Annotated in this window: 20 protein-coding genes; 10 read left to right on the top strand and 10 right to left on the bottom strand. The window is 62.2% G+C overall.

The window, feature by feature from the left end; genetic code table 11:
- Positions 1-2 precede the first annotated feature (2 nt).
- From HZY77_RS13510 to cysG, 6 genes are all read left to right on the top strand, one after another.
- Positions 3-416 carry a hypothetical protein gene (locus HZY77_RS13510; protein ID WP_296815719.1) on the top strand — a complete coding sequence of 138 codons (414 nt, stop codon included), beginning with the start codon at positions 3-5 and terminating at the stop codon, positions 414-416.
- A gap of 78 nt (positions 417-494) precedes the next feature.
- On the top strand, positions 495-1,274 hold the full coding sequence (gene dsrO / locus HZY77_RS13515; protein ID WP_296634143.1) for a sulfate reduction electron transfer complex DsrMKJOP subunit DsrO: 780 nt from the start codon (positions 495-497) through the stop codon (positions 1,272-1,274).
- Between the two features lie 6 nt (positions 1,275-1,280).
- Positions 1,281-2,483 (top strand): NrfD/PsrC family molybdoenzyme membrane anchor subunit, encoded by a 1,203-nt coding sequence (gene nrfD / locus HZY77_RS13520; RefSeq protein WP_296815721.1) that lies wholly within the window; start codon positions 1,281-1,283, stop codon positions 2,481-2,483.
- Between the two features lie 90 nt (positions 2,484-2,573).
- A complete protein-coding gene (locus tag HZY77_RS13525) occupies positions 2,574-3,944 on the top strand; it encodes a cobyrinate a,c-diamide synthase (RefSeq protein WP_296815724.1) in 1,371 nt (456 codons plus the stop codon).
- A gap of 18 nt (positions 3,945-3,962) precedes the next feature.
- A complete protein-coding gene (locus tag HZY77_RS13530) occupies positions 3,963-4,307 on the top strand; it encodes an iron-sulfur cluster biosynthesis family protein (protein WP_296634150.1) in 345 nt (114 codons plus the stop codon).
- Positions 4,308-4,310: 3 nt separating this feature from the next.
- Complete coding sequence (gene cysG / locus HZY77_RS13535) at positions 4,311-5,750, top strand: siroheme synthase CysG (protein ID WP_296815726.1); 1,440 nt, start codon at positions 4,311-4,313, stop codon at positions 5,748-5,750.
- 74 nt (positions 5,751-5,824) lie between these two features.
- Here cysG and ybaL read toward each other — a convergent pair whose 3' ends face one another.
- Complete coding sequence (ybaL, locus tag HZY77_RS13540; RefSeq protein ID WP_296815729.1) at positions 5,825-7,534, bottom strand: YbaL family putative K(+) efflux transporter; 1,710 nt, start codon at positions 7,532-7,534, stop codon at positions 5,825-5,827.
- Between the two features lie 153 nt (positions 7,535-7,687).
- Between ybaL and nifJ the strand changes: the two genes are divergently transcribed.
- Genes nifJ through HZY77_RS13555 form a run of 3 tightly spaced genes read left to right on the top strand, consistent with a single transcriptional unit; the run spans position 7,688 to position 14,152 of the window.
- Positions 7,688-11,272, top strand: a complete 3,585-nt coding sequence (gene nifJ / locus HZY77_RS13545; RefSeq protein ID WP_296815732.1) for a pyruvate:ferredoxin (flavodoxin) oxidoreductase — start codon at positions 7,688-7,690, stop codon at positions 11,270-11,272.
- 1 nt (position 11,273) lies between these two features.
- Positions 11,274-12,287 carry a dihydroorotate dehydrogenase-like protein gene (locus tag HZY77_RS13550; RefSeq protein WP_296815735.1) on the top strand — a complete coding sequence of 338 codons (1,014 nt, stop codon included), beginning with the start codon at positions 11,274-11,276 and terminating at the stop codon, positions 12,285-12,287.
- A gap of 41 nt (positions 12,288-12,328) precedes the next feature.
- Entirely contained in the window at positions 12,329-14,152 is a 1,824-nt protein-coding gene (locus tag HZY77_RS13555; RefSeq protein WP_296815738.1) for a sodium:proton antiporter, read from the top strand.
- 66 nt (positions 14,153-14,218) lie between these two features.
- Here HZY77_RS13555 and HZY77_RS13560 read toward each other — a convergent pair whose 3' ends face one another.
- The 9 genes from HZY77_RS13560 to cynR form a co-directional block, all read right to left on the bottom strand.
- Positions 14,219-15,967: a GGDEF domain-containing protein gene (locus HZY77_RS13560; protein ID WP_296815741.1), complete on the bottom strand. Its 1,749-nt coding sequence runs from the start codon at positions 15,965-15,967 to the stop codon at positions 14,219-14,221.
- Positions 15,964-16,443 carry an extracellular solute-binding protein gene (locus tag HZY77_RS13565; protein WP_363154645.1) on the bottom strand — a complete coding sequence of 160 codons (480 nt, stop codon included), beginning with the start codon at positions 16,441-16,443 and terminating at the stop codon, positions 15,964-15,966. Before HZY77_RS13565 ends, HZY77_RS13560 begins: the two co-directional genes overlap by 4 nt.
- On the bottom strand, positions 16,406-16,951 hold the full coding sequence (locus HZY77_RS13570) for an extracellular solute-binding protein (RefSeq protein WP_296815743.1): 546 nt from the start codon (positions 16,949-16,951) through the stop codon (positions 16,406-16,408). Before HZY77_RS13570 ends, HZY77_RS13565 begins: the two co-directional genes overlap by 38 nt.
- 169 nt (positions 16,952-17,120) lie before the next feature.
- Entirely contained in the window at positions 17,121-17,786 is a 666-nt protein-coding gene (locus HZY77_RS13575) for a response regulator (RefSeq protein WP_296815746.1), read from the bottom strand.
- On the bottom strand, positions 17,783-19,000 hold the full coding sequence (locus tag HZY77_RS13580; protein WP_296655436.1) for an ATP-binding protein: 1,218 nt from the start codon (positions 18,998-19,000) through the stop codon (positions 17,783-17,785). The genes HZY77_RS13575 and HZY77_RS13580 overlap by 4 nt, the downstream gene beginning before the upstream one ends.
- Before the next feature lie 107 nt (positions 19,001-19,107).
- Positions 19,108-19,992, bottom strand: a complete 885-nt coding sequence (locus tag HZY77_RS13585; RefSeq protein ID WP_296815748.1) for a PhzF family phenazine biosynthesis protein — start codon at positions 19,990-19,992, stop codon at positions 19,108-19,110.
- A 64-nt stretch (positions 19,993-20,056) separates the two neighbouring features.
- The gene (locus tag HZY77_RS13590) at positions 20,057-20,773 is read right to left on the bottom strand and encodes a transporter (protein WP_296815753.1); all 717 of its coding nucleotides are present in this window, start codon (positions 20,771-20,773) and stop codon (positions 20,057-20,059) included.
- A gap of 138 nt (positions 20,774-20,911) precedes the next feature.
- Positions 20,912-22,267 carry a glycolate oxidase subunit GlcF gene (gene glcF, locus HZY77_RS13595; protein ID WP_296815756.1) on the bottom strand — a complete coding sequence of 452 codons (1,356 nt, stop codon included), beginning with the start codon at positions 22,265-22,267 and terminating at the stop codon, positions 20,912-20,914.
- 302 nt (positions 22,268-22,569) lie between these two features.
- Entirely contained in the window at positions 22,570-23,559 is a 990-nt protein-coding gene (gene cynR, locus HZY77_RS13600; protein WP_296815759.1) for a transcriptional regulator CynR, read from the bottom strand.
- Positions 23,560-23,949: 390 nt separating this feature from the next.
- Here cynR and HZY77_RS13605 point away from each other — a divergent pair, with 390 nt between their 5' ends.
- Positions 23,950-24,645, top strand: a complete 696-nt coding sequence (locus HZY77_RS13605) for an energy-coupling factor ABC transporter permease (RefSeq protein WP_296815762.1) — start codon at positions 23,950-23,952, stop codon at positions 24,643-24,645.
- The last annotated feature ends 48 nt before the right edge of the window (positions 24,646-24,693 follow it).

A 24,693-nucleotide genomic window follows, 5' to 3' on the forward strand; every position in this document is an offset into this window, starting at 1 on the left:
GCGTGGCAGGCAAGATCAAACGCCTCCTGGCTTTGGGGGCAGTCGTGTTGACGACTGCGGCCCTGGCCTGGGCCGGGTCGGATGACCAGCCCAAGGCCAGTGGCGCACCCAAGCCCGTGATTACGAAGGCTGTCAAGGGCGAGCAGTGCGTCGAACCCAATGACTTCATGCGGCGCAACCACATGAAAGTGTTGCTGCATCATCGCGATGAGACTGTGCTTGAAGGTATCCGTACCAAGAAATACAGTCTCAAGGAATGCATCAATTGCCATGCCAGTGAAAAACTGGCAGCGTTGCTGCGTCCAAGGACGACTTTGCGTGAGCTGCCACAGCTATGCGGCTGTGAAAATCGATTGTTTCGATTGCCACTCCACCAAGCCGCAGGGCTCGATGGCGATGCACCCGTTGAACGCTGAGACGGCGCATTACGCGCACAAGCTTGCGGCCCAGGCCAATAGCAAGATCAGCGCGGAAGAGATGGCTGGGATTGCCCAATGAACGATATGAAATCGATGTCCGACAATACGCCCAGTTCACCCGAGCGTCGTCGTTTTATCAGCGTCGCCACGATGACGGCGGCAGGCGTGACCCTGGCCCCTGGCGTGATGTTGATCGACGTGGCGCATGGTCGTCCTGAAGAGCAGGCTGCCAGCAGCGCGGTGCGTTGGGGCATGCTGGTCGACGCGACCAAATGCGCAAGCGGCTGCGACGAGTGTGTGTCTGCCTGCAGTACAGAAAACGGCTGGACCCCGGTGGCTGAAAGCAAGCATCCCAAGCAGGCGCCGCAATGGATCCGCAAACTGGAATTGCAGGACCCGCTGACCCAGGCAGAAACCAACCTGCCCATGATGTGCCAGCATTGCGAAGAACCGCCATGCGTGGACGTGTGCCCGACCGGCGCCTCGTTCAAGCGTGCTGACGGCATCGTGCTGGTCAACCGCCATACTTGCATCGGCTGCCGCTACTGCATGATGGCGTGCCCTTACAAGGCGCGCTCGCTGGTGCACGAGCCGCTGAACGATACCCAGAAGCCGGATGTGCCGCGTGGCATCGGCTGCGTCGAAGCCTGTACGTTCTGTGTGCAGAAAGTCGATCGCGGCGACGGTACGACGGCATGTGTCGAAGCGTGTACGGCCTCGGGTCACAACGCCCTGGTGTTCGGCGACATGAACGACCCCGAAAGCGAGATCTCCAAGCGCCTGCGCGAACTGCCGACCAAGCAGGTGCGGGCCGATCTGAATCTCAATGTCGGCGTTCGCTATCACGGAATCTAAAACAACATGGCAAGCATCACTTTCCGCGAAGTAGAAGGCAGCAGCATGAAGTACTGGCTGCTGTTCGGGGGCATCGGCCTCTTCGTACTGTTCGGCTTTTTGTCCTATTTGTACATGCACCATCATGGTCACGTTGTGACCGGCATGGACAACCAGATCGTCTGGGGCCTGCCGCACGTATTTGCAGTGTTCCTGATCGTGGCCGCCTCGGGCGCACTGAACGTCGCGTCGATCGCGTCGGTGTTCAACAAGCCGATGTACAAGCCGTTGGCACCGCTGTCGGCCATTCTGGCGCTGGCACTGATGCTGGGCGGTCTGCTGGTGCTGGTGCTCGACCTCGGTCGCTCCGATCGTCTGATCGTGGCGATGACGCACTTCAACTTCAAGTCGATGTTCACCTGGAACGTGTTCCTTTACTCTGGCTTCTTCGCGCTGGTGGGCATCTACCTGTGGACCATGCTGGATCGTAACGTCAAAATCTACTCCAAGGCGGCAGGCACGGCGGCATTCATCTGGCGGCTGACCCTGACCACCGGTACGGGTTCACTGTTCGGTTTCCTGGTTGCACGCGAGCTGTACGGGACCTCGATGCTGGCGCCGATGTTCATCATCATGTCGTTTGCCTACGGCCTGGCTATCTACCTGATGGTGCTGGTCGCGGCCTACGCCTGGACCGGACGACCGCTTGGCGATGCCGTGATGATGCGATTGAAGAGCCTCCTCGCGGTATTCGTCGCAGCAGTACTCTACTTCGTCGTGGTGTATCACCTGACCAACCTGTACTTCGCCAAGCTGGGTAGCGTCGAAAGCTTCATCCTGCGCGACGGCGGCATCATCACCACCTTGTTCTGGGTGGGGCAGATCGTAATCGGCTGTGTCGTTCCGCTGGTCATTCTGCTGAGCGGCCTGGGCAGGCAGCGCAGCTGGATCATGATCGCCAGTGCGCTGGTCATCCTGGGCGGTATTGCGCAGATGTACGTCACCATCATCGGGGCCCAAGCCTATCCGCTGGACATGTTCCCGGGGATGACGATGAAGAGCAGCTTCTATGACGGGGTGATCCACGAGTATTCGCCGACCATGGCCGAGTTCTTCCTGGGGCTGGGTGGCGTCGCCATCGCGCTGCTGGTCACCACCTTTGCCGTCAAGGTACTGCGTTTGCTGCCGGCCAATCTGGACGATGCCACGATTGCCAAACTGGAACATTGATGCATAACCTGCCGGGCGCCAGTCTGGCAGGGATCGTCCGGAATGAACCAGCAAGCCACATCAAACGATTCTGACAAGCGCGGGGCTCCAATGCCCCGCGTCTTCATTTCTGCCGCGCATAAATCGTCGGGGAAGACCACGCTGACGCTGGGCTTGTGCGCTGCCCTGCATGCGCGTGGCCATGAGGTTCAGCCGTTCAAGAAAGGCCCGGATTACATCGATCCCCTGTGGCTGGGCATGGCGGCACAGCGCCCCTGCTACAACCTCGATTTTCACATGATGCAGCGCAGCGAAATCGAGCGGCAGTTCGCCAGTGCTGCAGCTGGCGCCCACATCAGCCTGATCGAGGGAAACAAAGGGCTGTATGACGGCCTCGACCTTGACGGCAGCAACAGCAATGCCGCGCTCGCCAAATTGCTGGGTGCGCCGGTGGTGTTGGTGATCGACGCGCGCGGCATGACACGCGGGGTGGCGCCGTTGATCCTGGGGTATCAGGCGTTCGATCCGGACATCCGCATTGCCGGCGTCATCCTCAACAATCTCGGTGGCAGCCGACATGAATCNAAGCTGCGCGCGGTGATCGAGCATTACACGGATGTCGAAGTGATCGGCGCCGTCCAGCACGACGCTAGCATGCAGATCGCCGAGCGTCATCTGGGTCTGGTGCCGGCCAACGAGCAGCAGGCTGCACGGGCGCGCATCCAGCACGTAGCCGAGCGGGTCGCAGCCCAGGTCGACCTCGATCGGCTGCGGGCCATCGCCGACAGCGCGCCCGCACGTGANGGCGCCGGACGAGCATCCAGCCCGGGCAGCGGGGGGCAGGTGCGGGTGGCAATCGCCCACGACCCGGCCTTCGGTTTCTACTACAGTGAGGATATCGATACCCTCCGGGCATCCAATGTCGAACTGATCGAACTGGATACGCTGCATGCGGACACGCTGCCCGATGTGGATGGACTCATCATCGGCGGCGGCTTTCCTGAAGTGTTCATGGCCGAACTGGAGGCCAATGTTTCCTTGCGCAGCCACATTCGAAGCGCCATTGAAGCCGGGTTGCCCACCTATGCCGAATGCGGNGGGCTGATGTATCTGTCGAGACGGCTCGACTGGCAGGGAAAGCGTTGCGAGATGGTGGGGGTGGTGCCAGGCGACACGGTGATGCATGATCATCCTGTGGGACGAGGCTACGCGCGGCTGCAGCCCACCGGCGACGATCGCTGGCAGGAAACAGCCCCGATCCCCGCACATGAATTTCACTATTCCAGCTTGGAAAATCTCCCGGCCGACTCCATCTATGCATATGAGGTCAAGCGTGGTCATGGCATCGATGGCGTACATGACGGCTACCAGCAATACAATCTTCTCGCTGCTTACGTGCATCGCCGTGGCAGCGGGGAACAGGGCTGGATCGCGCCTTTTCTGAACCAGGTGCGTGCGCATAAGGCGCGCGCTGCCGCTTAATTACCGAGGGATGAACCCATGATCAAGATCACCGACGCTGCTGCCGCGCAGATTCGCGCCGCCAACAACAATCCGGATGTATTCGAGATGATCCTGCGGGTGGCCGCCTATCAGGAGGACGACGGCAGCGTGAACTACGGCATGGGCTTCGATACCGAACGCGAGGCCGACGAACATCTCGTCGTCAATGGAATCGAAATCCTGATTGCCGCGTCCAGCACGCCGTATCTGCAGGGCGTAACGCTCGATTTTGTCGAAATGAATCCGGGCGACATGCGCTTCATCTTTATCCCGCCCTATTCGGCAGAAGACGGACCCGAGTCCGATTCAGAGCCGGACGCTGACGCCACCTCCGCCGAGTAAGCCATGAATTACCTGCCGATTTTCCTTGACCTGCGCGACCGCCATTGCCTGGTGGTGGGCGGTTCCGAGACAGCCGCACGCAAGGCTGAACTGCTGCTGCGTGCCGGCGCGCGCGTCGATGTCGCTGCGCCCGCCTTGCACGAAGGCTTTGGGCGCCTGCCGCATGCCGATTGCCTGAACCGCGTGGCGGATGTCTTTACGCCCGACTTGCTCGATGGCAAGGATGCGGTAATTGTGGTCGAGGAGGATGCGGCCGCAGCCAAGGTCGTCGCGGATGCGGCGCGCGCACGTCACATCCCTGTCAACGTGGCCGACAAGCCGGCATTGTGCAGCTTCATCCTGCCGTCGATCATCGACCGCTCGCCGATCATGGTGGCGGTCTCGAGCGGCGGCGAATCGCCGGTGCTCGCGCGTATGCTGCGAGCGCGGCTGGAAACCCTGGTCCCGGCTGCGTATGGCCGCCTGAGCGCACTGGCTTCGCGCTACAAGGATCGCGTGCGTGCGGCGATCAAGCCGGAACAGCGACGCGCGTTCTGGGAGAAAGTGTTCCTCTCGCCGGTTGCCGAAATGGTGTTTTCCGGGCGTGACGTCGAGGCCGAGGCGCAGCTTCAGGCCATGATCCAGGACGGTGCCGAGCATACGATCAGCCGCGGCGAGGTCTATCTGGTCGGTGCCGGCCCGGGCAATCCCGACCTGCTCACCTTCCGCGCCCTGCGCCTGATGCAGCAAGCTGACGTGATCGTCTACGACCGCCTGGTCTCGCCGCCCATCCTCGACATGTGCCGGCGCGACGCCGAGCGCATCTACGTCGGCAAGGAACGCGACGACCACGCAGTGCCGCAGGAAGAGATCAACCTGATGCTGGTGCGACTGGCCAAGGAAGGCAAGCGCACGCTGCGGCTGAANGGGGGCGACCCCTTTATCTTCGGCCGTGGCGGCGAGGAGATCGAGACGCTGGTTGAGCACGGCGTGCCGTTCCAGGTGGTGCCGGGCATCACCGCGGCCGCCGGCGTGGCGTCCTACGCAGGCATCCCGCTCACCCACCGCGACTACGCGCAGTCGGTTGCCTTCGTCACCGGCCATCTGAAGGAAAACACCTTCAACATGAACTGGGAGGGCATCGCGCGCCGCGACCAGACCATCGTCATCTACATGGGGCTGAAGGGCCTGCCGCTGCTGTGCGAGGCGCTGATCAAGCATGGCCTGACCGCCGACACCCCGGCGGCCATCATCCAGCACGGCACCCTGCCGACGCAGCGCGTCATCACCGGCGACCTCACCACGCTGCCGGCGCTGGCGGAACAGGCCGGCCTCAAGGCGCCGACGCTCATCATCGTCGGTAATGTGGTCAAACTGCGCGAGAAGCTCGGCTGGTATCAGCCCGAGTTGCACAGCGAGCAGGCCCATCTCACCCCGCTCGAGGCGGTGGACCACTTGCGCTGAACCGTTCGGCCGGAACACGGTATCAGGGCCGGGCGGCTGCAGCGCCCGGCGTATCATGTCGAAAGGTGGCGCAATTAGATGTGCGCCTCGGCCTGTTGTCCCTTCACGCATTCGCTTACGTGGCGCACCATGCTGTTCGCCAGCTCACGTTCTCCCACCAGGACATCCACGCTTTGTTCGCGCCGTAGCAGCGCAGCCTCATCTTCACAATGGCTACGCACCAGGATATGGATGCGAGGGTTGAGCGTACGGGCGATCTCGATCATCTTGCGCGCCTGGAAGGCGTCGGGAATGGCGATGACCAGCATCAGTGCGCGTGCGATGTGTGCCTGGATCAGGACGGCCGGTTCGGAGGCATCCCCGACAACGGCGTGAATGCCGCGGGTACGCAGTCTTTCCACTTCCTCGCGCTGCTGCTCGGCAACCACATAGGGCTGGCCCTGGGCATCAAGTGCTTCCGCGATGTGACGGCCAACGCGGCCGTATCCCCNCAGTACGATGTGGCCGGTGAGCGTGTGCGGCGTGACGTCAGCGGGCAGTTCGGCCAGCGGGTCATCGCGCTGTTCCAGTTTGCGTGCCAGTTTCGAACGTGCGCGGATCCACGTCTGAGCGGGCTCGATGACCGTGAACACCAGGGGATTGAGTGCAATCGAGATCAGCGCGCCGGCCAGAATGAGGCTTTGCCCCTCGGCAGGCAGCACACCGAGCATCACGCCCAGGCCGGCCAGGATGAAGGAGAATTCGCCGATCTGCGCGAGGCTCGCCGAGACGGTCAGCGCGGTATTGAGCGGATAGCGGAAGGCCAGCACCAGCAGGAACGCCGCCAACGACTTGCCGAACACGATGATGGCAACCACGGCGAGTACCTGCAGCGGCTGCGCCAATAACACGCTCGGATCGAACAACATGCCGACCGAGACGAAAAACAGCACGGCAAAGGCATCGCGCAGCGGCAGTGTCTCCTCGGCGGCACGGTAGCTCAACGCCGATTCGCGTAGCACCATGCCCGCGAAAAACGCACCCAGCGCAAAGGAGACGCCAAACAGCACGGACGAGCCGTAGGCGATGCCGAGCGCCGCGGCCACCACGCACAGCGTGAACAGTTCACGCGAGCCGGTGCGGGCAACCTGCCACAGCAGCCAGGGAANAAAGCGTCGTCCGCCTACCAGCATCAGCCCGATGAACAGCGCGACCTCCCCGAGCGTGATCGCCAACGTGGCCAGCAGCGAATGACCGCTTGCCGTCCCGGGAGTGTTGCCGAACACCTGGGCCAGCGGTGGCAGCAATACGAGCACCATCACCATCACCAGGTCTTCCACGATCAGCCAGCCCACTGCGATGCGGCCGTTCGGCGTGGCCAGCGCTCCCAGGCTTTCCAGCGCTTTCAGCAACACTACCGTACTCGCGACCGACAACGACAGGCCGAACACGATGCCGGCCATCAGGTTCCAGCCCCACCAGCTGGCCAACGCCACGCCCATCGCAGTTGCCACGGCAATCTGGACTACGGCACCGGGTAGAGCGATCTTCTTCACCGACAGCAGGTCATCGAGCGAGAAATGCAGGCCCACCCCAAACATCAGCAGCATGACCCCGATTTCCGCGAGTTGGCCCGCGAGCGCGGTATCTGCCACGAAACCTGGAGTGAAGGGGCCGATCACGATGCCGGCCAGCAGATAACCGACCAGTGCGGGCAGCCGCAAGCGAACGGCAATGAAACCGAATATCAGCGCCAGGCCGAGCGCGGCAGCAATGGTGGTGATGAGTTCGACGCTGTGTGGCATGGCAGATGAGCAGGTGGAGCTTTAGCGGACACGAGGGGTTTAGTGTACTGGATGCAAATTCATTTCCCGACGCGTTTATCGTCGTCGTGATGGCTGGTCCATTCGCGAGTCGCGTCTAGAATAAAAGACGGAGTTATCCTGTAAGAGCCCCTTATGACCACGACGCTTACCATCGACGGCAACGAAGCCGTTGCCCGCATGGCCTACCTCGGCAACGAGGTGATCGCGATTTATCCCATCACACCGGCATCCAGCATGGGCGAATGGGCGGACGAATGGGCCTCGCAGGGCAGGCCCAACCTGTGNGGGGCAGTGCCGAAAATCATCGAGATGCAGTCGGAAGGCGGTGCCGCCGGCGCACTGCATGGAGCACTCACGTCCGGCGCGCTGGCGACCAGCTTCACGGCCAGCCAGGGCCTGCTGCTGATGATTCCCAACCTCTACAAGATCGCCGGCGAACTGACGCCTTTCGTCCTGCACGTCGCGGCGCGCACGCTGGCGACGCACGCGCTGTCGATCTTCGGCGACCAGTCCGACGTCATGGCTTGCCGCGCCACCGGCTGCGCCATGCTTGCCGCCAACTCNCCGCAGGAGGCGCAGGATTTCGCGGTGATCGCGCAGGCGGCGACCTTGGCGGGACGAATTCCCGTCATCCATTTCTTCGACGGCTTCCGGACTTCGCACGAGGTGGCAAAGATCGCTGCGGTCGATGCGGAAACCGTGCGTGCGATGATCGATGACAGCCTGGTGGCGGCGCATCGGGCCCGCGCGCTGTCGCCGGAGCATCCGGTGCTGCGCGGCACCTCGCAGAATCCCGACGTGTTCTTCCAGTCGCGCGAACGTGCCAATCCCTACTACGATGCCTTCCCCGGCATCGTGCAGGACGCAATGGATCGTTTCGGCGAGCTCACCGGACGTCAGTACACGCTGTTCGACTATGTCGGGGCGACGGATGCCGAACGGGTGATCGTGCTGATGGGCTCCGGCGCCGAGACTGTGCACGAGACAGTCGAGCATCTCGTCGCGCGTGGCGAAAAGGTGGGTGTGCTGAAGGTGCGACTGTACCGGCCGTTTTCACCGGCGGCGCTGCTCGAGACATTGCCGCCAACTGTCACATCCATTGCCGTTCTCGATCGCTGCAAGGAACCCGGCGCCGACGGCGAACCGCTCTACAAGGATGTGCTCGGCGCGCTGGCGCAGGCATCGGCAGATGGCCAGCGCAGCATGCCGCGCGTGACCGGTGTCCGCTATGGGCTTGCCAGCAAGGAGTTCACCCCGGGCATGGTCAAGGCGGTGTTCGACGAACTAGCCGTCGCCACACCGAAACGCCAGTTCACCGTCGGCATCCACGACGATCTCACCCACCTGTCGCTGCCATGGGACACCGCCTTCCGTACCGATGCGTCGCAGCAGTTGCAACACGCCGTGTTCTGNGGGCTCGGCGCCGACGGTACGGTGTCAGCCAACAAGAATTCGATCAAGATCCTCGGCGAGGCCACCGACCTGCAGGCCCAGGGCTATTTTGTCTACGACTCGAANAAATCCGGTGCCGTCACCGTCTCGCACCTGCGCTTCGGTCCGGTACCCATCCGGTCCACCTATCTGGTCGAGCCAGGCATGGCCGGATTCGTCGCCTGCCACCAGCCGATGTTCGTCGACCGCTATGAATTGCTCGAACACGCCGCGCCCGACGGGGTTTTCCTGCTCAACACGCCCGCGTCGCCGGACCAGGTGTGGGATACGCTGCCGCAGGGATTGTGCACGCAGATACGGGAGAAACGCCTGCAGTTATGGACGATCGACGCCTACGCCGTCGCTGCGGAGGCTGGCATGGGACGGCGCATCAACACCATCATGCAGACCTGTTTCTTCGCCATCTCCGGCATCCTGCCAAAGGACGAGGCGATCGCCGCGATCAAGCAGGCGGTCGACAAGACCTACGGCAAGAAGAGCCGACGGCTGGTCGAGTTGAATTACCGTGCCATCGACATGACCTTGTCCAAGCTGCACCAGGTTGCGATTCCCGCCCAGCGAGCCGCAAGCATGGTACCCGGACTGCATGCCGAAACCGAGATGTCCGCTGCCTATCCGGACTTCGTGCACGATTTGACGCTGCCGATCTACCACGGCCATGGCGATGCCCTGCCGGTGTCCCGCCTGCCAGCAGATGGCAGCTACCCGCTCGGCACCGCACAGTACGAGAAGCGCAACATCGCGCTGGAGATCCCAGTATGGGAGGCCGACCTCTGCACCCAGTGCGGCAAGTGCGTGTTCGTCTGCCCCCACAGCGCGATCCGCGCGCGCGCCTTNCCTGCCGAAGCCGCCAAGGATGCGCCGCCTACCTTCAAGCACGTGCCGGCCAGGAGCAAGGAATTTCCGGCGGGCACCCACATCAGCTACCAGGTGGCCGCGGAAGACTGCACCGGTTGCGGCGATTGCGTCGAGGCCTGCCCGATTCACGACAAGTCCAACGTTTCGCGCCGGGCCGTGAACATGGCACCGGTTGGCTCGCTGCGCGACCAGGAACGCGACAACTTCGATTTCTTCCTGCGCTTGCCCGAGTTTGATCGCGCGGGAGTGAAGCACAACACCATTCCGGGTGCCATGCTGCTCGATCCCCTGTTCGAGTTTTCTGGCGCTTGCGCGGGCTGCGGCGAGACGCCCTACATCCGGCTCGCCACCCAGCTGTTCGGCGACCGCATGCTGGTCGCCAATGCCACCGGCTGCTCGTCGATCTATGGCGGCAACCTGCCGAGCACGCCCTACACGGTGAACGGCGCCGGGCGCGGTCCGGCGTGGAGCAATTCGCTGTTCGAGGACAACGCCGAATTCGGCCTCGGCATGCGGCTGGCGGCCGATCAGCTGATGGGCTATGCGCAGCAACTGGTCCGGGAAATGGCGACAGAGATCGGCGGCGATCTGGCCGACGCACTCATCACAGCCGGCCAGCGCGAGGAGACGGAGATCGTCGCACAGCGCCAACGTGTGGCACAACTGCTCGAAAAACTGGCGTCTTCGCGGCACCCGCGCGCGCAAGTGCTCGCCAGCGTCGCCGAATGGCTGATCCGCCGCTCGGTGTGGATCATCGGTGGCGATGGCTGGGCCTACGACATCGGCTACGGCGGCCTCGACCATGTGCTGGCGCTGCCGTACGACGTCAATATCCTGGTACTCGACACCGAGGTCTATTCCAACACCGGCGGCCAGACATCCAAGGCCACGCCGATCGGCGCGGTCGCCAAGTTTTCGGCCGGCGGCAAGGCCACCGCGAAGAAGGACCTGGCCAAAATCGCCAGCGATTACGGCCACGTGTACGTGGCGACGGCGGCTTACGGCGCCAGNGACGTCCAGACCCTGCGCGTGTTCCACGAAGCCGAGTCGTATGACGGCCCATCGCTCATCGTCGCCTACAGCCCGTGCATCGCACACGGCTACGACATGCTGTATAACCAGCGCCAGCAAGAACTTGCGGTGAAGAGCGGGCACTGGCCGCTGTTCCGATTCGATCCGCGGCTGGAGGCGGCGGGGGCCAATCCTTTCAAGCTCGACTCCGCGGCGCCCAGCCAGCCGGTCAAGGCCTTCATGGAATCGGAGACCCGCTTCGCCATGTTGCAGCGCAGCCATCCCGAGGCGGCACAGCGTTTCCTGGAACAGGCGCAGCAAGAGGCTGACCGGCGCTTCAAGGCCTACCAGGACATGGCACAGGGCCATGCCGACGAATCCAAACCCGGAGCCTGACATGATCGACCTTTCCACCGACTATCTCGGCCTTGCGCTCAAGAATCCGCTGGTGCCCTCGGCCTCGCCGCTGTCGCGCGACCTCGACACCGCCTTGCGGCTGGAGGATGCCGGCGCGGCCGCGCTGGTGATGTATTCGCTGTTCGAGGAGGAACTCTGCGCGGAAGATGCGATGCTCGACCGCTTTCTGTTGCACGCCGACATCGGCCATGGCGAAGCGGAAAGCTTCCTCCCCGGCCATGGCGAGTTCCGCGGCGGCCTCGAGCGCTATCTGTCGCACCTGCACCAGCTCAAGCGGCGCCTGGAGATTCCCGTGGTGGCGAGCCTCAACGGCGTATCGCCGTCGGGTTGGGTGGAACTCGGACGTGCGCTGGAGCAGGCCGGCGCCGATGCACTCGAACTCAACGTCTATCACGTCGCCGCCGACATGCACGCTGCCGGCGAAGCCGTCGAGGCGCGCTACATCGGCTTGTTGACCGAACTGCGTCGCGTGGTGAGCCTGCCCATCGTCATGAAGCTGTCGCCTTTCTTTTCGTCGCTGCCGCATTTCGTGCGCCAACTCGAAGCCGCCGGCGCGAATGGCGTCGCCGTGTTCAATCGCTTCTACCAGCCCGACATCGACCTCGACGAGATGCGCATGACCGACCAGCTGCATCTCTCGTCGGCCGAAGAGGCCTTGTTGCGTATCCGTTGGATCGCCATCCTGTACGGCCGCACTCGCCTGACGCTTGCCGCCACCGGCGGCGTCCATAGCGAAAGCGAAGTGCTGAAACTTTTATTGGCGGGCGCCGATGTCGTGCATCTGGCCTCCTGCCTGCTGCAGCACGGCCCCGACAAGCTGACCGGGATTCTCGCGGCAATGCAAAACTGGATGGAGGAAAAGGAATATGCCTCCATCGCCCAGCTCAAGGGCAGCATGAGCCAGAAGAATCTGCCCGATCCTTCGCTCGTCGCGCGTGCGAGCTATCTACGTGTGCTGGACAGTTTTACCCCGCGGCCGGGCGTCTGGTCCTGAACGGATGCCGGACGCCATGTCGAGGGAAGTGGGCGTAATGCATGGTTGAGCACGCCCTGGTCAGCCTCAGTGCCGTCGTCATCCTGGGCATTGCCGCCCAGTGGCTGGGCTGGCGTGTGCGCATCCCCTCGATCCTGTTGCTGCTGGTATTCGGTATCGTGGCCGGGCCGATATTGGGTTGGATCCATCCCGGCGAGCTGCTGGGATCGCTGCTGTATCCGGTGGTCTCGCTCGCAGTCGCGGTGATTCTGTTCGAAGGCGGTCTCAGTCTGTCGGTGAAGGAGTTTCGCGCCATCGGCGGTGTGGTGGCCTGGCTGGTCACGCTGGGAGCGGGTATCACCTGGGTTATCGGCACGCTGGCGGCGCACTGGATACTTGGACTCGACTGGCCGCTGGCGATCCTGTTGGGTGCGGTGCTGGTGGTCACCGGCCCCACGGTCATCGGGCCGATGCTGCGATTCATTCGGCCGACAGGCCAGAGCGGCGCCATCCTGAAATGGGAAGGGATCGTTATCGATCCGATCGGCGCCATGCTCGCAGTGCTGGTATTTCAGGTCACGGCCTACTCGGGGGCCGAACATGGAATGATCGTGGCAACCAGCGTACTGAAAACCATCGCCTTCGGGACCCTGGTCGGCCTGCTGGGGGCATTGACCCTGGGGCTGTGCCTGAAACGGGACCTGATTCCCGATTCCTTGCAGAACCCGGTGGCCGTCATGTTCGTCGTCGCGGTCTTTACCGGCGCCAACCTGCTGCAGTCCGAATCGGGCCTGCTGGCCGTGACGATCATGGGATTTGCCATGGCCAACCAGAAAGCTGTCCCCATTAATCACATCGTCGAATTCAAGGAGAACCTGAGGGTACTGCTGATTGCGGGCGTATTCATCCTGCTGGCTGCCCATCTCAAGCCGTCGGACCTCGACCAGATCGGGATCGCCAGTTTCATGTTCTTCCTGGTCCTGGTGTTCATTGCGCGCCCCGCAGCCGTCTTTGCCTCCACGCTGGGGAGCAAGCTCAGTTTCCGTGAGAAGTTGTTCATTTCGTGGATGGCGCCGCGCGGCATCGTTGCCGCCGCCGTGGCGTCGGTGTTCGCACTGCGCATGGACGAAGTGGGGCTGGCGAACGCGGACGTGCTGGTTCCGCAGACCTTCTTCGTCATCATCGGAACCGTAGCCCTGTATGGCCTGACCGCGCCACTGGTCGCGCGACGGCTCGGCCTGGCCAAGGCCGAGCCGCAAGGCGTCCTCTTTCTGGGAGGACGTTTCTGGGTTCGCGAGATGGCCAAGGTTCTCCTGGATGAAGGCTATCCGGTCATGCTGGTGGACAACAGCCAGCACAACGTGTCGGCGGCGCGCATGGCCGGCATCCCGGCCTTTTATGCCAGCATCTTTTCCGACACAGTGCTGGACCGTGTCGAGATCAGCGGGATCGGGAAACTCATGGCCATGACCAGCAACGACGATGTCAATTCGCTGGCGGCGCTGCATTTCGCTCCCTTGTTCGGGCGTGCGCAGGCCTACCAGCTCATGCCCGAAGATGAAAAACAGCTTGCGGCCCACTCACGTCATCTCAGGGGCCGTTTTCTGTTTGGCAAGGACATGACGCACGCAGCCTTGACCCGATGGTTCACCGATGAGGCCGTGGTCAAGAAAACCCGGCTGAGCGAGGAATTCGGCTTCGAGGAATTGAAGGCCCAGTATGGTCAGGTGCAGCCGCTGTTCCTGATCACCGAAGAGGGTGCGCTTCAGGTCTTCACGGTTGAAGGGACCATCAAGCCGCAGGCCGGACAGACCTTGATCAGCCTGGTGCTGGCACAGCCGGAAGCGGAGGAACTTGCTGCAGCCACTGCGCAAGCGACACCGTAAGCCCCTGCCTATGTTATGTGGCGCGTGCTTCCGCAATATTTCCCGGACAGATGATCGATATCCGGGTCAGGAGGAAGCAGGCGGGGTGGAATAGAAGCGATAGCCATTGCGCCCTGCCATCTTGGCGGCGTACATGGCTTCGTCGGCGCGCGCGACCAGGGTTTCCGCGTCGCTTCCATCTTCCGGCAGGATGCTGATTCCGATGCTGAGGCCGAGCAGGACTTCGCGTGTGCCGGCAATGATGGGTGTCTCGAATTGGGCGATCAGCTTGTGTGCGATCGTGGTCGCCGGTTCCCGTGAGCCCAGCGATTCGATGAGGATGATGAATTCGTCGCCGCCCAACCGGGCCAGCGTGTCCACCGCCCGCACACAGTGCTGCAGCCGCGCGGCGACCACCTGCAACACGCGGTCGCCCGTAGCGTGGCCATGGCTGTCGTTGACGTCCTTGAAATTGTCGAGATCGACGAACATCACGGCGAGCTGCATGTCAGCCTGCTCGGCCCGAACAATGGCCTGCTGCAACACATCGAAGAACATCCGCCGGTTGGGCAATCCGGTGAGCGTGTCATGTCGCGACAGATGGTCGAGCGTGCGCCGTTGTTCGTCGAGCACCACCATCTGGTCGCGGATCTGGGTGTGCATATGCGCCACGCCGCGCGCCAGATCGCCAAGCTCGTCCTTGCGATCGAGCGGTAGTTTGCCCAGGTCGCGCCCGGTCGAGACGCGACCCACTGCCTGCAGGATCAGCTGCAGCGGATAGGTCAGGGCGCGCGACATCCAGAGTGCCAGAACGAAGGCGATGGCGCTGAAGACGAATACGATGTTCAAGGTGGCCGTGGCCAGCGTGTGGGTGGGCCGCGTGATTTCCCGCTGCGGCATCGACAGGCCGACGATCGCAAACGGGTCGTCCGATACATAGTCCCNCAGCGGCTGCCGAAGGAAGACTGCCGTCGTGGGTGCGGTAGGATGGCCGCGCAGGGGCGGCGGATTGTTCAGCGCAATCACCCGGTAGTCGGCTTTGCCGTCGACGATGTCTTTCACGGGTGGAAATACGTCCTGTGCCAGCATACGGCGGCCGCGCTGGAAGCCGAAGGTCTGCTCGGGATCGGGGTGGATCAGGAAATCACCTTGGGCGTTGGTGAGATAAAGCTTCAGCGTGGGCGGCAGATCGGCCTTCAGCAGATCGAAGAGGCCGTTGAGGTCGATATTGATGACGACCAGGCCATACAGGCGGCCATTCGAGGCAAATACCTGACGCGCGACCTGCAGCGTAGGCTGGCCGTGGCCGGTGGCGCCCTGTTCCTGGTTGACGAAGATCGGCGAAAGATAGGTTTNCCCGGGTTTGAGCTTCAAGGTTCGGAACACGTAGGGGAAATGGCCTTNTTCCTGCAATGCGGCGTCATCGACCCGTGTCAGGTCCGAGCCGTCACGATCGATCCGCACGACCTCCAGCCCGTGGCGGTCCGCCCGGATCAGCCGTATCTGGAAGTACTCGGGCTGGATGGCGAGCACCGACTCGAAGATCCTGGCCAGATTGTTGCGGGCGGCAATGGCGTGCGGGGACGCATCGGGCAAGTCGGCCACGGTCTGAGTGGCCGGCAGCTCGGCCAGCAAGGTGACCTCTTTGGCGGCCTCTCGGATGTTCAGGATGAGGCGGCGTCCGAGGACGCGCGTCGAAGTCAGCATTTCGCGTTCTGCCGCTTCGGCCAGCAGACTCTGGCTCGACCGATAGGCGTAATAGCCGGTCAGTCCTGAGGCGAGGATGCCCAGCGCCGCCATGAGCAAGGTGATGCGGGTACGGATGCCGAGCTTCATTGCAGCAGGCGAGATTCGCGCTCGCCAGACAGGATGCGCTGCCATAGCCGGTTGCGCCAGGTGTCGTCTTCCACCGGTTGAAGCCAGATCACGCGGCCGCTGGCATGTGCGGCGCCGGTAGCCTCAAGTGTGTTGGCCAGCCCTTGGCGTGCGCTCAAGGCGTGGCTGACGGCGGGTTCCAGGGTGTAGTCGATCCAGGCTTCCGCCAATGCCTTGTTGCGCACGCCACGGCTGACTGCCCAGCAATCGAGCCAGGCCAGCACGCCATTGCGCGGGACCACATAACCGATGTCGGCACCGGCGTCGCGCAGTTGCTTGACTTGTTGGTTTCCATAGTTGGCAAACAGCAGGGCGGCGGATTGCTCGCGAAACAGCTGCGTCGCCTCCTCGGGCAGTTTGTAGAAGGCCAGTGCATTGCGGCGCAGCGCCAGCAGTTTTTCAGTACCTGCTGCCTGGCACCGGGCGGAATATGGAATGGATCGAGTCCGAGTGCCAGTGCCGCCAACGAGAAATTATGCGTACCGCCGTCGAACAGCAATACCTGGCCGGCGTACCGGGGTCCCACAGGTCGGCATATCGACTCGGGGCGGTCTTGAAGCGCCGGCGATCGTAGATCAGGCCCATTTCGGAGTAGGTGTAAGGAATGGCGTACACCCTGCCGGCGCGGGTGATGCCGGGAATGGTACTCAAAGGCCTGAAGCGGGGCAGTTGCTTGCGGAGATTGGGAATGTTCTGGGTGTCGATTGGCTGGATGAGGCCGCTGTCGATGTAGTGCACCATCTCTGCCGTATTGGCGGCGATGACATCGAAGTGTGCACCCTGGTCTGCAGCCATCTTCTCGCGCAGGACGTCATCGTTGTCGACCAGCGTGACCTCCACATGTACGCCATGACGTTGCTCGAATATCGTGACCAGGTCCGCGTCGGCGTAGCCTGGCCACGCCAGGACACGCAGCGTTTCCATTGCCAGGGCAGACTGCGGCATTCCCAAATACGCGGCCAATGCAATCCAGATAAGCAGGGCACAGCGGCTGATTCGCAAGCAAAGCATGATTGCTCAATTAGCGGATGCGCATTGACATTGTTTAAGGGAAAAGGCCTCCAAAACGCAAGCCGACGTGTCCCGACTCCCGGGATGGCCGATTGCCATGGAACTAGCGTCCGTCACTTCTCCCGCCGGGGGCTACCCGGTGCTCGACGGCGAATACTGCCGCTTCCACCCGTGATGAGAGGTTCAGCTTGGCGAGGATGTGGCGGACATGCAGCTTGACGGTGTCGTGGCTGATGTCGAGGGTGCGCGCGATGGCCTTGTTGCTTTCGCCGCGCGCCAGATGGGTGAGGATTTCGCGTTCGCGTGGGGTCAGCGCGTCGAGCAGGGATCCGGCATCCTGCCCTTTCTGATCGTACAGCTTGACCAGCTTGGCCGTCATGGCGGGCGCGACGACGGTTTCGCCGCGCTGGGCGCGCAGGATGGCGTCGACCACTTCGTCGGGCTCCATGCTTTTCAGCAGATAGCCGTTGGCGCCGGCACGGAGTGCCCGTGCGAGATCGTCCTCGGCTTCCGACAGGGTGAGGATGAGGATGGGCAGGTCGAAATCCTCGGCACGCAACTGTTGCATCAGCGTGATGCCGTCGGTGCCCGGCATGTTGAGGTCGAGAATGAGGACATCGGGGCGATGCGCCCGTAGCAGACGGGAGACATCGTCCGGATTGCCGGTGAAGGCCGTGACTTCGATACTGCCACTCTGCTCGAGCAGCTCGGCCAGTCCCTTGCGGAACAGGGTATGGTCGTCGACGAGAATGATGCGGGTGAGGCTCATGCGACGTGCTCGCTGTGCTGATGGGATGCGGCGCGTTGCGGAAAGACCAGTCGGATGACGGTGCCTCCGGCTGGGCGGGATTCCACGCTGAGCTTACCATTCAGCTTGGCCGCGCGCTCGCGCATGATGGTCAGGCCGAAGCTTTTGCCCAGGGTGGACGATTCGTCGTTCTTCTTCTGCACGCCGACGCCGTCGTCGGCGACGTTGACGATGTACTGGCCGTTTTCCAGATCGAAGGTGATGACGACATGGCGTGCGCGGGCATGTTTGGCGATGTTGTAGAGCGATTCCTGGATGATGTGGAAGACCTGGATTTCCTCGTCGGGCGACAGCGAGACATCTTGCACCAGATTGAGGAAGTCGACGTCGGCGTTGGCTTTCTTGCGGAAGCTCTTAGCCATTTCCTGGATCGCCGGCACCAGGCCGCGCGGGTTGATGCGGTCACGGTACTGGGTGATGAGGTCGCGCAGGTCGGCGTAGGCGAGGTCGACCGCTTCCTCGACGTCGCCGAGGTAACGATTGGCCTTGGGGTAATCCTCGTGGCGCATCGCGTCGCTCAATACGGTGAGGCGCATCTTGGCGTAGGCCAGCGTCTGCGCCAGCGAATCGTGGATCTGGTTGGCCAGCATCTGGCGTTCGTTCATCAGCGAGATGCGCATGTTTTCGCGCGTCAGCCGTGCGTTTTCCAATGCGATGCCGAGGTGTTCGCTGATCGAACGGAACAAGAGGCGCACATCCTCGGGGACGGTCTTGCCTTCTTCGAGGAACAGGTTGTAGACACCCATGACCTGGTTCTTGTGCATCAGCGGCACCGCAACCACGGTGTTGCAGCTGTCGCTGAAATAGGCGTCGTTGGCTTGACGCTTGCAGAAGGCGACGTTGTTCCAGCTGCTCACGGTCACCTCGCGCGCCGCCTTGCCGCAGACACCGCAATCGACGCTGACGATGTTCTCGTGCTCGACCAGTTCTGGCGGCAGGCCCACCGAGCCGATCAGCCGCAGGTGGGTACGATCGTCGGTGATGACGCGCACCGCGCCTGCCTGTGCACCCGCCAACCGGATCATGGTCGACAGGAAGCGTCCCAGCAGCTGTTCGACGTTGGAGTCGGTGGACAGGCTGGTGGTGATTTCCGACAGCACACGCAGCGCCGGGATGCTGACGTTGCCCGAATCGGGCGGCGTGTGCTGGATCAGGGGATGAATGTTGTCTTTCATGGTGCGATCAGAAGACGTAGCTTTTCAGCATATCCGATTTATGCGCGATCCCAAGCCGCCGGGGCGAGTCGGTCGCGAAAAACCGGCGGGTTCAAAGGGGTTCCGCGTCAAAGCAGATCCCCCTTGATGACGGGAAGCACGCGTCCGCCCACACTTATTTCAGGGGTTCCATCGGACGTGCCGGCACGCAGCCTCACCAGGGAAGGCCGGTTCATTTCGTATCCCTGTTCAATGCGCAGCGACAGGCNTGGATCCGGGAGAATCGGATGTTCCAGGAGATAGGCGCCGAGGAAGGCGGCTCCGTTGCCCGTCGCCGGATCCTCGCGTACGCCGTGGGCCTCGAAAAAGAACCTGACGCACAGGTCGTTGCAGGCGTGATGCGTTTCGCGGCAGAACAGGTACACGAGCGGGGNGAAGCCTTGCCTGGCCAATGGCGCGAAGGCGTCGAGATCCAGTTTGCAGCGGCGTAGTGCGTCGAGGCTGCGCAGGGGCACGATCATGGCTGAAATGCCGGCGGTCATCTGCTGGATGGGAGAGGCTGTCTCGATATCGTCGGGTGAGATGCCCAGCGCTGTCGCCATGGGTTTGCGGTCGCATGTCGCCCCAGACGTCACCTGGGGTGCCTGAAACCACGCGGTTTCGGGTTCGTCGGCAGCAAGTTCGAACGTGACGGGAACCTGGCCGACCGCAAGATTCAGCCGCACCGGCGCGGACGTGCCAGGTGCAATCTGTTCCCGGATGACCCAGGCTGTCCCGAGGATCGGGTGCCCGGCAAAGGCGATTTCCCGCGCAGGCGTGAAGATCCTGACCCGGTGGCCGCCATCGCGCTCCGGGGCGGTGTAGACGAAGGTCGTTTCCGAGAAATTCATCTCGGTCGCGATCTGCTGCATCGTTTCGTCGGAGAGGTCGTCGGCATGGGTGACCACCGCCAGTTGGTTGCCGGCGTAGGGTCGTTCTGCAAAAACGTCAACGATGTGGAAAGGGTGCGTCATGGCCGTGCTGCCCAGCAACAATCAACCGGGCAGTATAAAAGCTTTTCCTGCGTGCGGCGTACCGTTAAAAGCGGATGGCCAAGCCGGTCAGCCATGCCGAATCTGCGGCAGGGTGGGTCATGCCTTTGCGGTACCCGAGGTCAATATCCAGATTCGGGGTGACGGAATAGACCAGCCCCAGCACCATCGACCCCACGTTGGGATGACCCGACCGTTCGGCACAGCTTTCCACGCTGGCGTCGCCTACCAGGCGCAGCGACTCGCCGAGCGCGTATTCCGCGGCAACCGAGGCGTGGTAAATATGGTTCCGTTCGTCCGTTCTGTCGTGGATGTTGCGCGTGTAGCCGAGGTGCACGTGAAAGGTCCAGGGCTCGCCTGCATAGGTCATCACGGCGAACAGACTGGGCGTAACGTGCCCCGCGCTCAACCCCTTGTCGTCGTCTCCGGTCGGCAAACCCAGCCCGGGGCGCAGGGCGAAACTCAGCGCGCCTTCGTCGTAGAAGCGCCACTTGGCGGCAATCTCCATGTCTGCAAACCCCTGGATGGTGGTGGCGTCCGTGGCGGCCAGCCGGTCGGTCTGGCGCTCATGCGGCAGAGAGACGATCGCGTCGAGGGTGTCCGTGAGGCCAATGGATAGAACAGTATTGATGCGCTGATCGCGCGTGTTGGTGGAGTCGTCCTTCGTGTGGCTGAGATCGTGCGTCAATTCCAGCTGAACATGGCCGGCACCCTGGGTGCCGGTGTCCTCCGTAAGGAGCGGGTGCGCGCCCAGCGCTGTCACGGGCCATTGGCCGCACATGAGCAATACGAAGATGCTTACGATTCTTGTTGTTGTCTTCATTCCCTTGTTTTTGCTGCCGAGATCGTTTTTATCGAATGGTTTTGGTGTGCCCGCTTCGGAGACAGGCCGTTCCTTGTGTCAAGAATCGGCGTTGGCGGACGCCGGGTTCATGTGCGGCTCAGGATTGCCGCGTAGTTGGGAATCTGCTTCCTGGAATGTTTTGTCCAGCAATTCGATCCAATGGCTGACCGGCACTGGCGACGCCAGGGCCAGATGGGTCAGGCAGCCGATATTGGCCGTTGCGATGGCCTCCGGGCGACTGACCAGCAGGGTTTCCAGCTTGCGCTCGCGCAACGATTCCGAAAGCGTAGGCTGCAGGAGAGAGTAGGCGCCTGCCGAACCGCAGCACATGAAAGGATAGCGAACGGGAAGGAGCTTGAACCCGGCGCGCTTCAGCAGTTTTTCGACCACGCCGTTCAGTTTTTCGCCATGCTGCAGGCTGCAGGATGACTGGAAGACGATGCGCCGCGGCTTCGCAGGAGCGGGCAGGGCATGAAGCGGGTCGTCATTCCACTCCTCGGCGACGATTTCCGCGATGTCACGGGTCAGTTCCGAGAGGCGTGCCGCCTTGTCGCGGTATTGGGGATCGTCGTGCAGCAGCTGGCCGTATTCGCGAAAGTGCATGCCGCACCCACTGGCAGTGAGGACGAGAGCTTCGGCGCCGGCCTCGATGTGCGGCCACAAGGCGTCGATGTTCTTGCGCATGAAGGCACGCGCTTCACCCGTCTCGGCCATGTGATGGCTCAGGGCGCCGCAACAGCCGTCGCTGGCCGGAATCAGCCGGATTCCGAAGCGATCCAGCACGCGAGCGGAGGCGGCATTGATGTCGGGCGCGAGGCCGGGCTGCACGCATCCCTGCCAGATCAGCATGCGCCGGCCATGCGGCCGGTCGGGCCAGACGCCAGCCTGGCGCCGCTGCGGAATCCGCGCACGCAGGTCTTCCGGCAGGAAGCGTCGCAGGGCCTGCCCTGTGCGTAGCAAGGCCGTGAAGCGGTAACGGTAGGGCACCACGGCACGCAGCGCACGGCGGGCCAGTTTCTCCTTGAGCGGGCGAGNGGATTCCTTTTCGACCAGCTCTCGCCCGATATCGAGCAGACGTCCATAGCGCACGCCCTGCGGGCAGCTGGTCTCGCAAGATCTGCAGCCAAGGCAGCGATCGAGATGGAGTTGCAGATTGGCGCTGAGCGTGCGGCCTTCAAGGGTGCTGAGGGTATAGGCCGGCAACTCAAGCGTGTCTGGGGTGGGTTCCTTGCCCTCCATGAACTGCTTGATGAGATAAATGCGCCCGCGTGGCCCGTCCCACTCGTCATCCAGCAGCCGGAAGGTCGGGCAGGTAAAGGTACATTGTCCGCATTGCACGCAGGAAAGCAGGAGCGATTCCGCTTCGCGTCCCAGTTCGGTATCGCGGTAGGGTTCGGCCAGCTCGGTTTTCATGCTCGCTCTCCATGTAGAAACACGTGTTTTACCCGATGGATCGAAGCCTGGTTCCGAGGTTCGGGCGACGGCGTTTGACGGGATGAGTTTTCAGTGCGCGGGATCAGCGCTGCGTCTTCGTGATCACGGTAGGCGGTCGCGTGATCGATCGAACTCATTCGTCAGTCGCCTTCGGATAAGACTATGGGCCAGGCAAAAATGCTTGTCCAAGACCTTATTCCGATTGTGCTAATAGGAACGGATTATGCTGGGCCGGCACGTCATCCGGAAACGCAATTTCCCCGCCGGCGCGCCTGAAACGGCTACTCGTTCGAAGTGGATTCTTCGAGCAGGGAATCGAAATCGGCACCGAACTCCGCGAGCGCGCTTTTGTTGGCACCGGGACGGTTATGGCACCAGAGTGTTGCCAGCACGCCAAATGCCGTACAGGCCGGGCTCTTGTAACCCGACTTGCGGCAGATCAGGGTAATCGTGTGGTGCGGCATGTCGGGTTGCAGCATCACCGGATGGAGTCCCTGCTGCGAACAGATGATGCTGTGGGGAAGGATGGTGGCAAGCCGGCCGAGGCGGGCGACTTCGACAATGACGCTGAGCGAATTGGTTTCCATCGCGATACGCGGTGTGATGCCATGTTCCAGGCAATACAGGTCGATATGGCGTCGCAGCGCAAAATCGGTGTTGAGCAATACCAGCGACTCGTTTTCCAGTACCTGGGGACTCAACGACTCGGTCTGGCCGGCGCGAGGGTGCGCCTTGCCTACGGCCAGGTTCAGCGTTTCAGTGAACAGGACATGGGTGTCGATCTCGTTCGAGCGGGCGACGGTCGAAAGCACGTTGGAGAAAGCGATACCAATATCGATATTACCCTCTGCCACGTCCGCCTCGACGGCGTCCTGGGGCAATTCGCGCGTACTGACGGTGATTCCGGGGTAGCGGGTATTGAAGGATTCCAGCAGGGNGCTGACCAGGTGGTCGGTGATGGGTGTCATTCCCAGGCGCAGCGAACCGCGGCTCAGGTCCTGCAGCTCATGGATGGCCCGTTTTCCTTCGTCCAGTTCCCGCAAGGCGCGGCGGGCATAGTGCAGATAAACCTCCCCGGCGGCGGTCAGTTGTACCGTCCGTCCGGACCGGTCCAGCAACTGCACGTCGAGCAAATCTTCCAGATGTTTGATCTGCTGCGACAGCGTGGGCTGCGAAACGAACAGCAGTTCCGCGGCGCGCGTGAAACTTTGCATATCCGCCACCGCAATCAGGTAGCGGATGGAGCGCGGGAAGATGAGATTGCGTTGCATAGCCAAACCTTATAGCACTAATCGGAATAAAGACTTGGAAAACTATAGCTAGTTAGTCCATTGTTGTGAACATACGATTTGTATCGATGTTCCTGGAGACAGCGCACCAGATCGACATACGCCTTTCATTATGACCGAACCTGCTTGGGCGGGGTTGGTTATCAATGCATTGGAATATTCGAGAATGTTTATGGACTATCGAGCACGTGTCGTAGTTTGACGATGATCGACATGCAAGGTTCTGCCACATGGGCGTGCAGCGCTGGCTGGCGCTACGCATATGGAAGCAGAGCGGGCCGTCGGTCATTCTGTCTGGATTACTGGTCGTTACCTGGCGAGGGCTGGGCAACAAGATTCGTTAGTTAGAGAGTGCACAAAGGAGGAAACACCATGCATATTGAACCAGGTATTGTTGAAGGCGCCAAAATGACACTGAGTTACGCTACGGCGATCGGGGTATTTGGCTATACGGCGAAGGTGGCATTGAATTCGATCAAGCAGGACGGGATCATNCCCCTGGGAATTCGCAGCCTGATCGCGGCAGCCCTCGTATTCAGTTTCTTCGAGGTGTTTCCGCACTATCCGATCGGTGTTTCCGAGGTTCACCTGATCCTGGGCTCGACGCTCTTCCTCATGTTCGGTGCGGCGCCGGCGGCCATCGGTCTGGCGCTCGGGCTGTTGACGCAGGGCCTCTTCTTTGCGCCATGGGATCTGCCGCAATACGGCATGAACGTGACGACGCTGCTGGTGCCCCTGTTCGCGCTCAGCGCCATTGCGCATCGCTATATTCCTGAGAAAACGGCTTACAAGGATGTGAAATACAGCCAGTGCCTGGCGCTGTCGACTGCCTACCAGGGTGGCGTGGTGGCCTGGGTTGCCTTCTGGGCGATCTACGGCCAGGGCGTGGGTGCCGCGAATCTGGCGCAGATCGGGACGTTCGGTGTCGCCTACATGTCGGTCGTTCTCATCGAGCCGCTGCTGGATCTGGCCATTCTCGCTGCCGTGAAGAGTTTGCATCAGCTGCAGGACAGCACGGTGTTCCAACAGCGTTTCTATCGGGTAGCGGCGGCCCGCGTGGGAAGCTGAACGCCATAGCCGGGAGGACATCCGGACGGCTGTCCTCCCGATACGGAT

The sequence above is a fragment of the Thiobacillus sp. genome (genome assembly GCF_013693775.1).
Taxonomy (GTDB): Bacteria; Pseudomonadota; Gammaproteobacteria; order Burkholderiales; family Thiobacillaceae; genus Thiobacillus.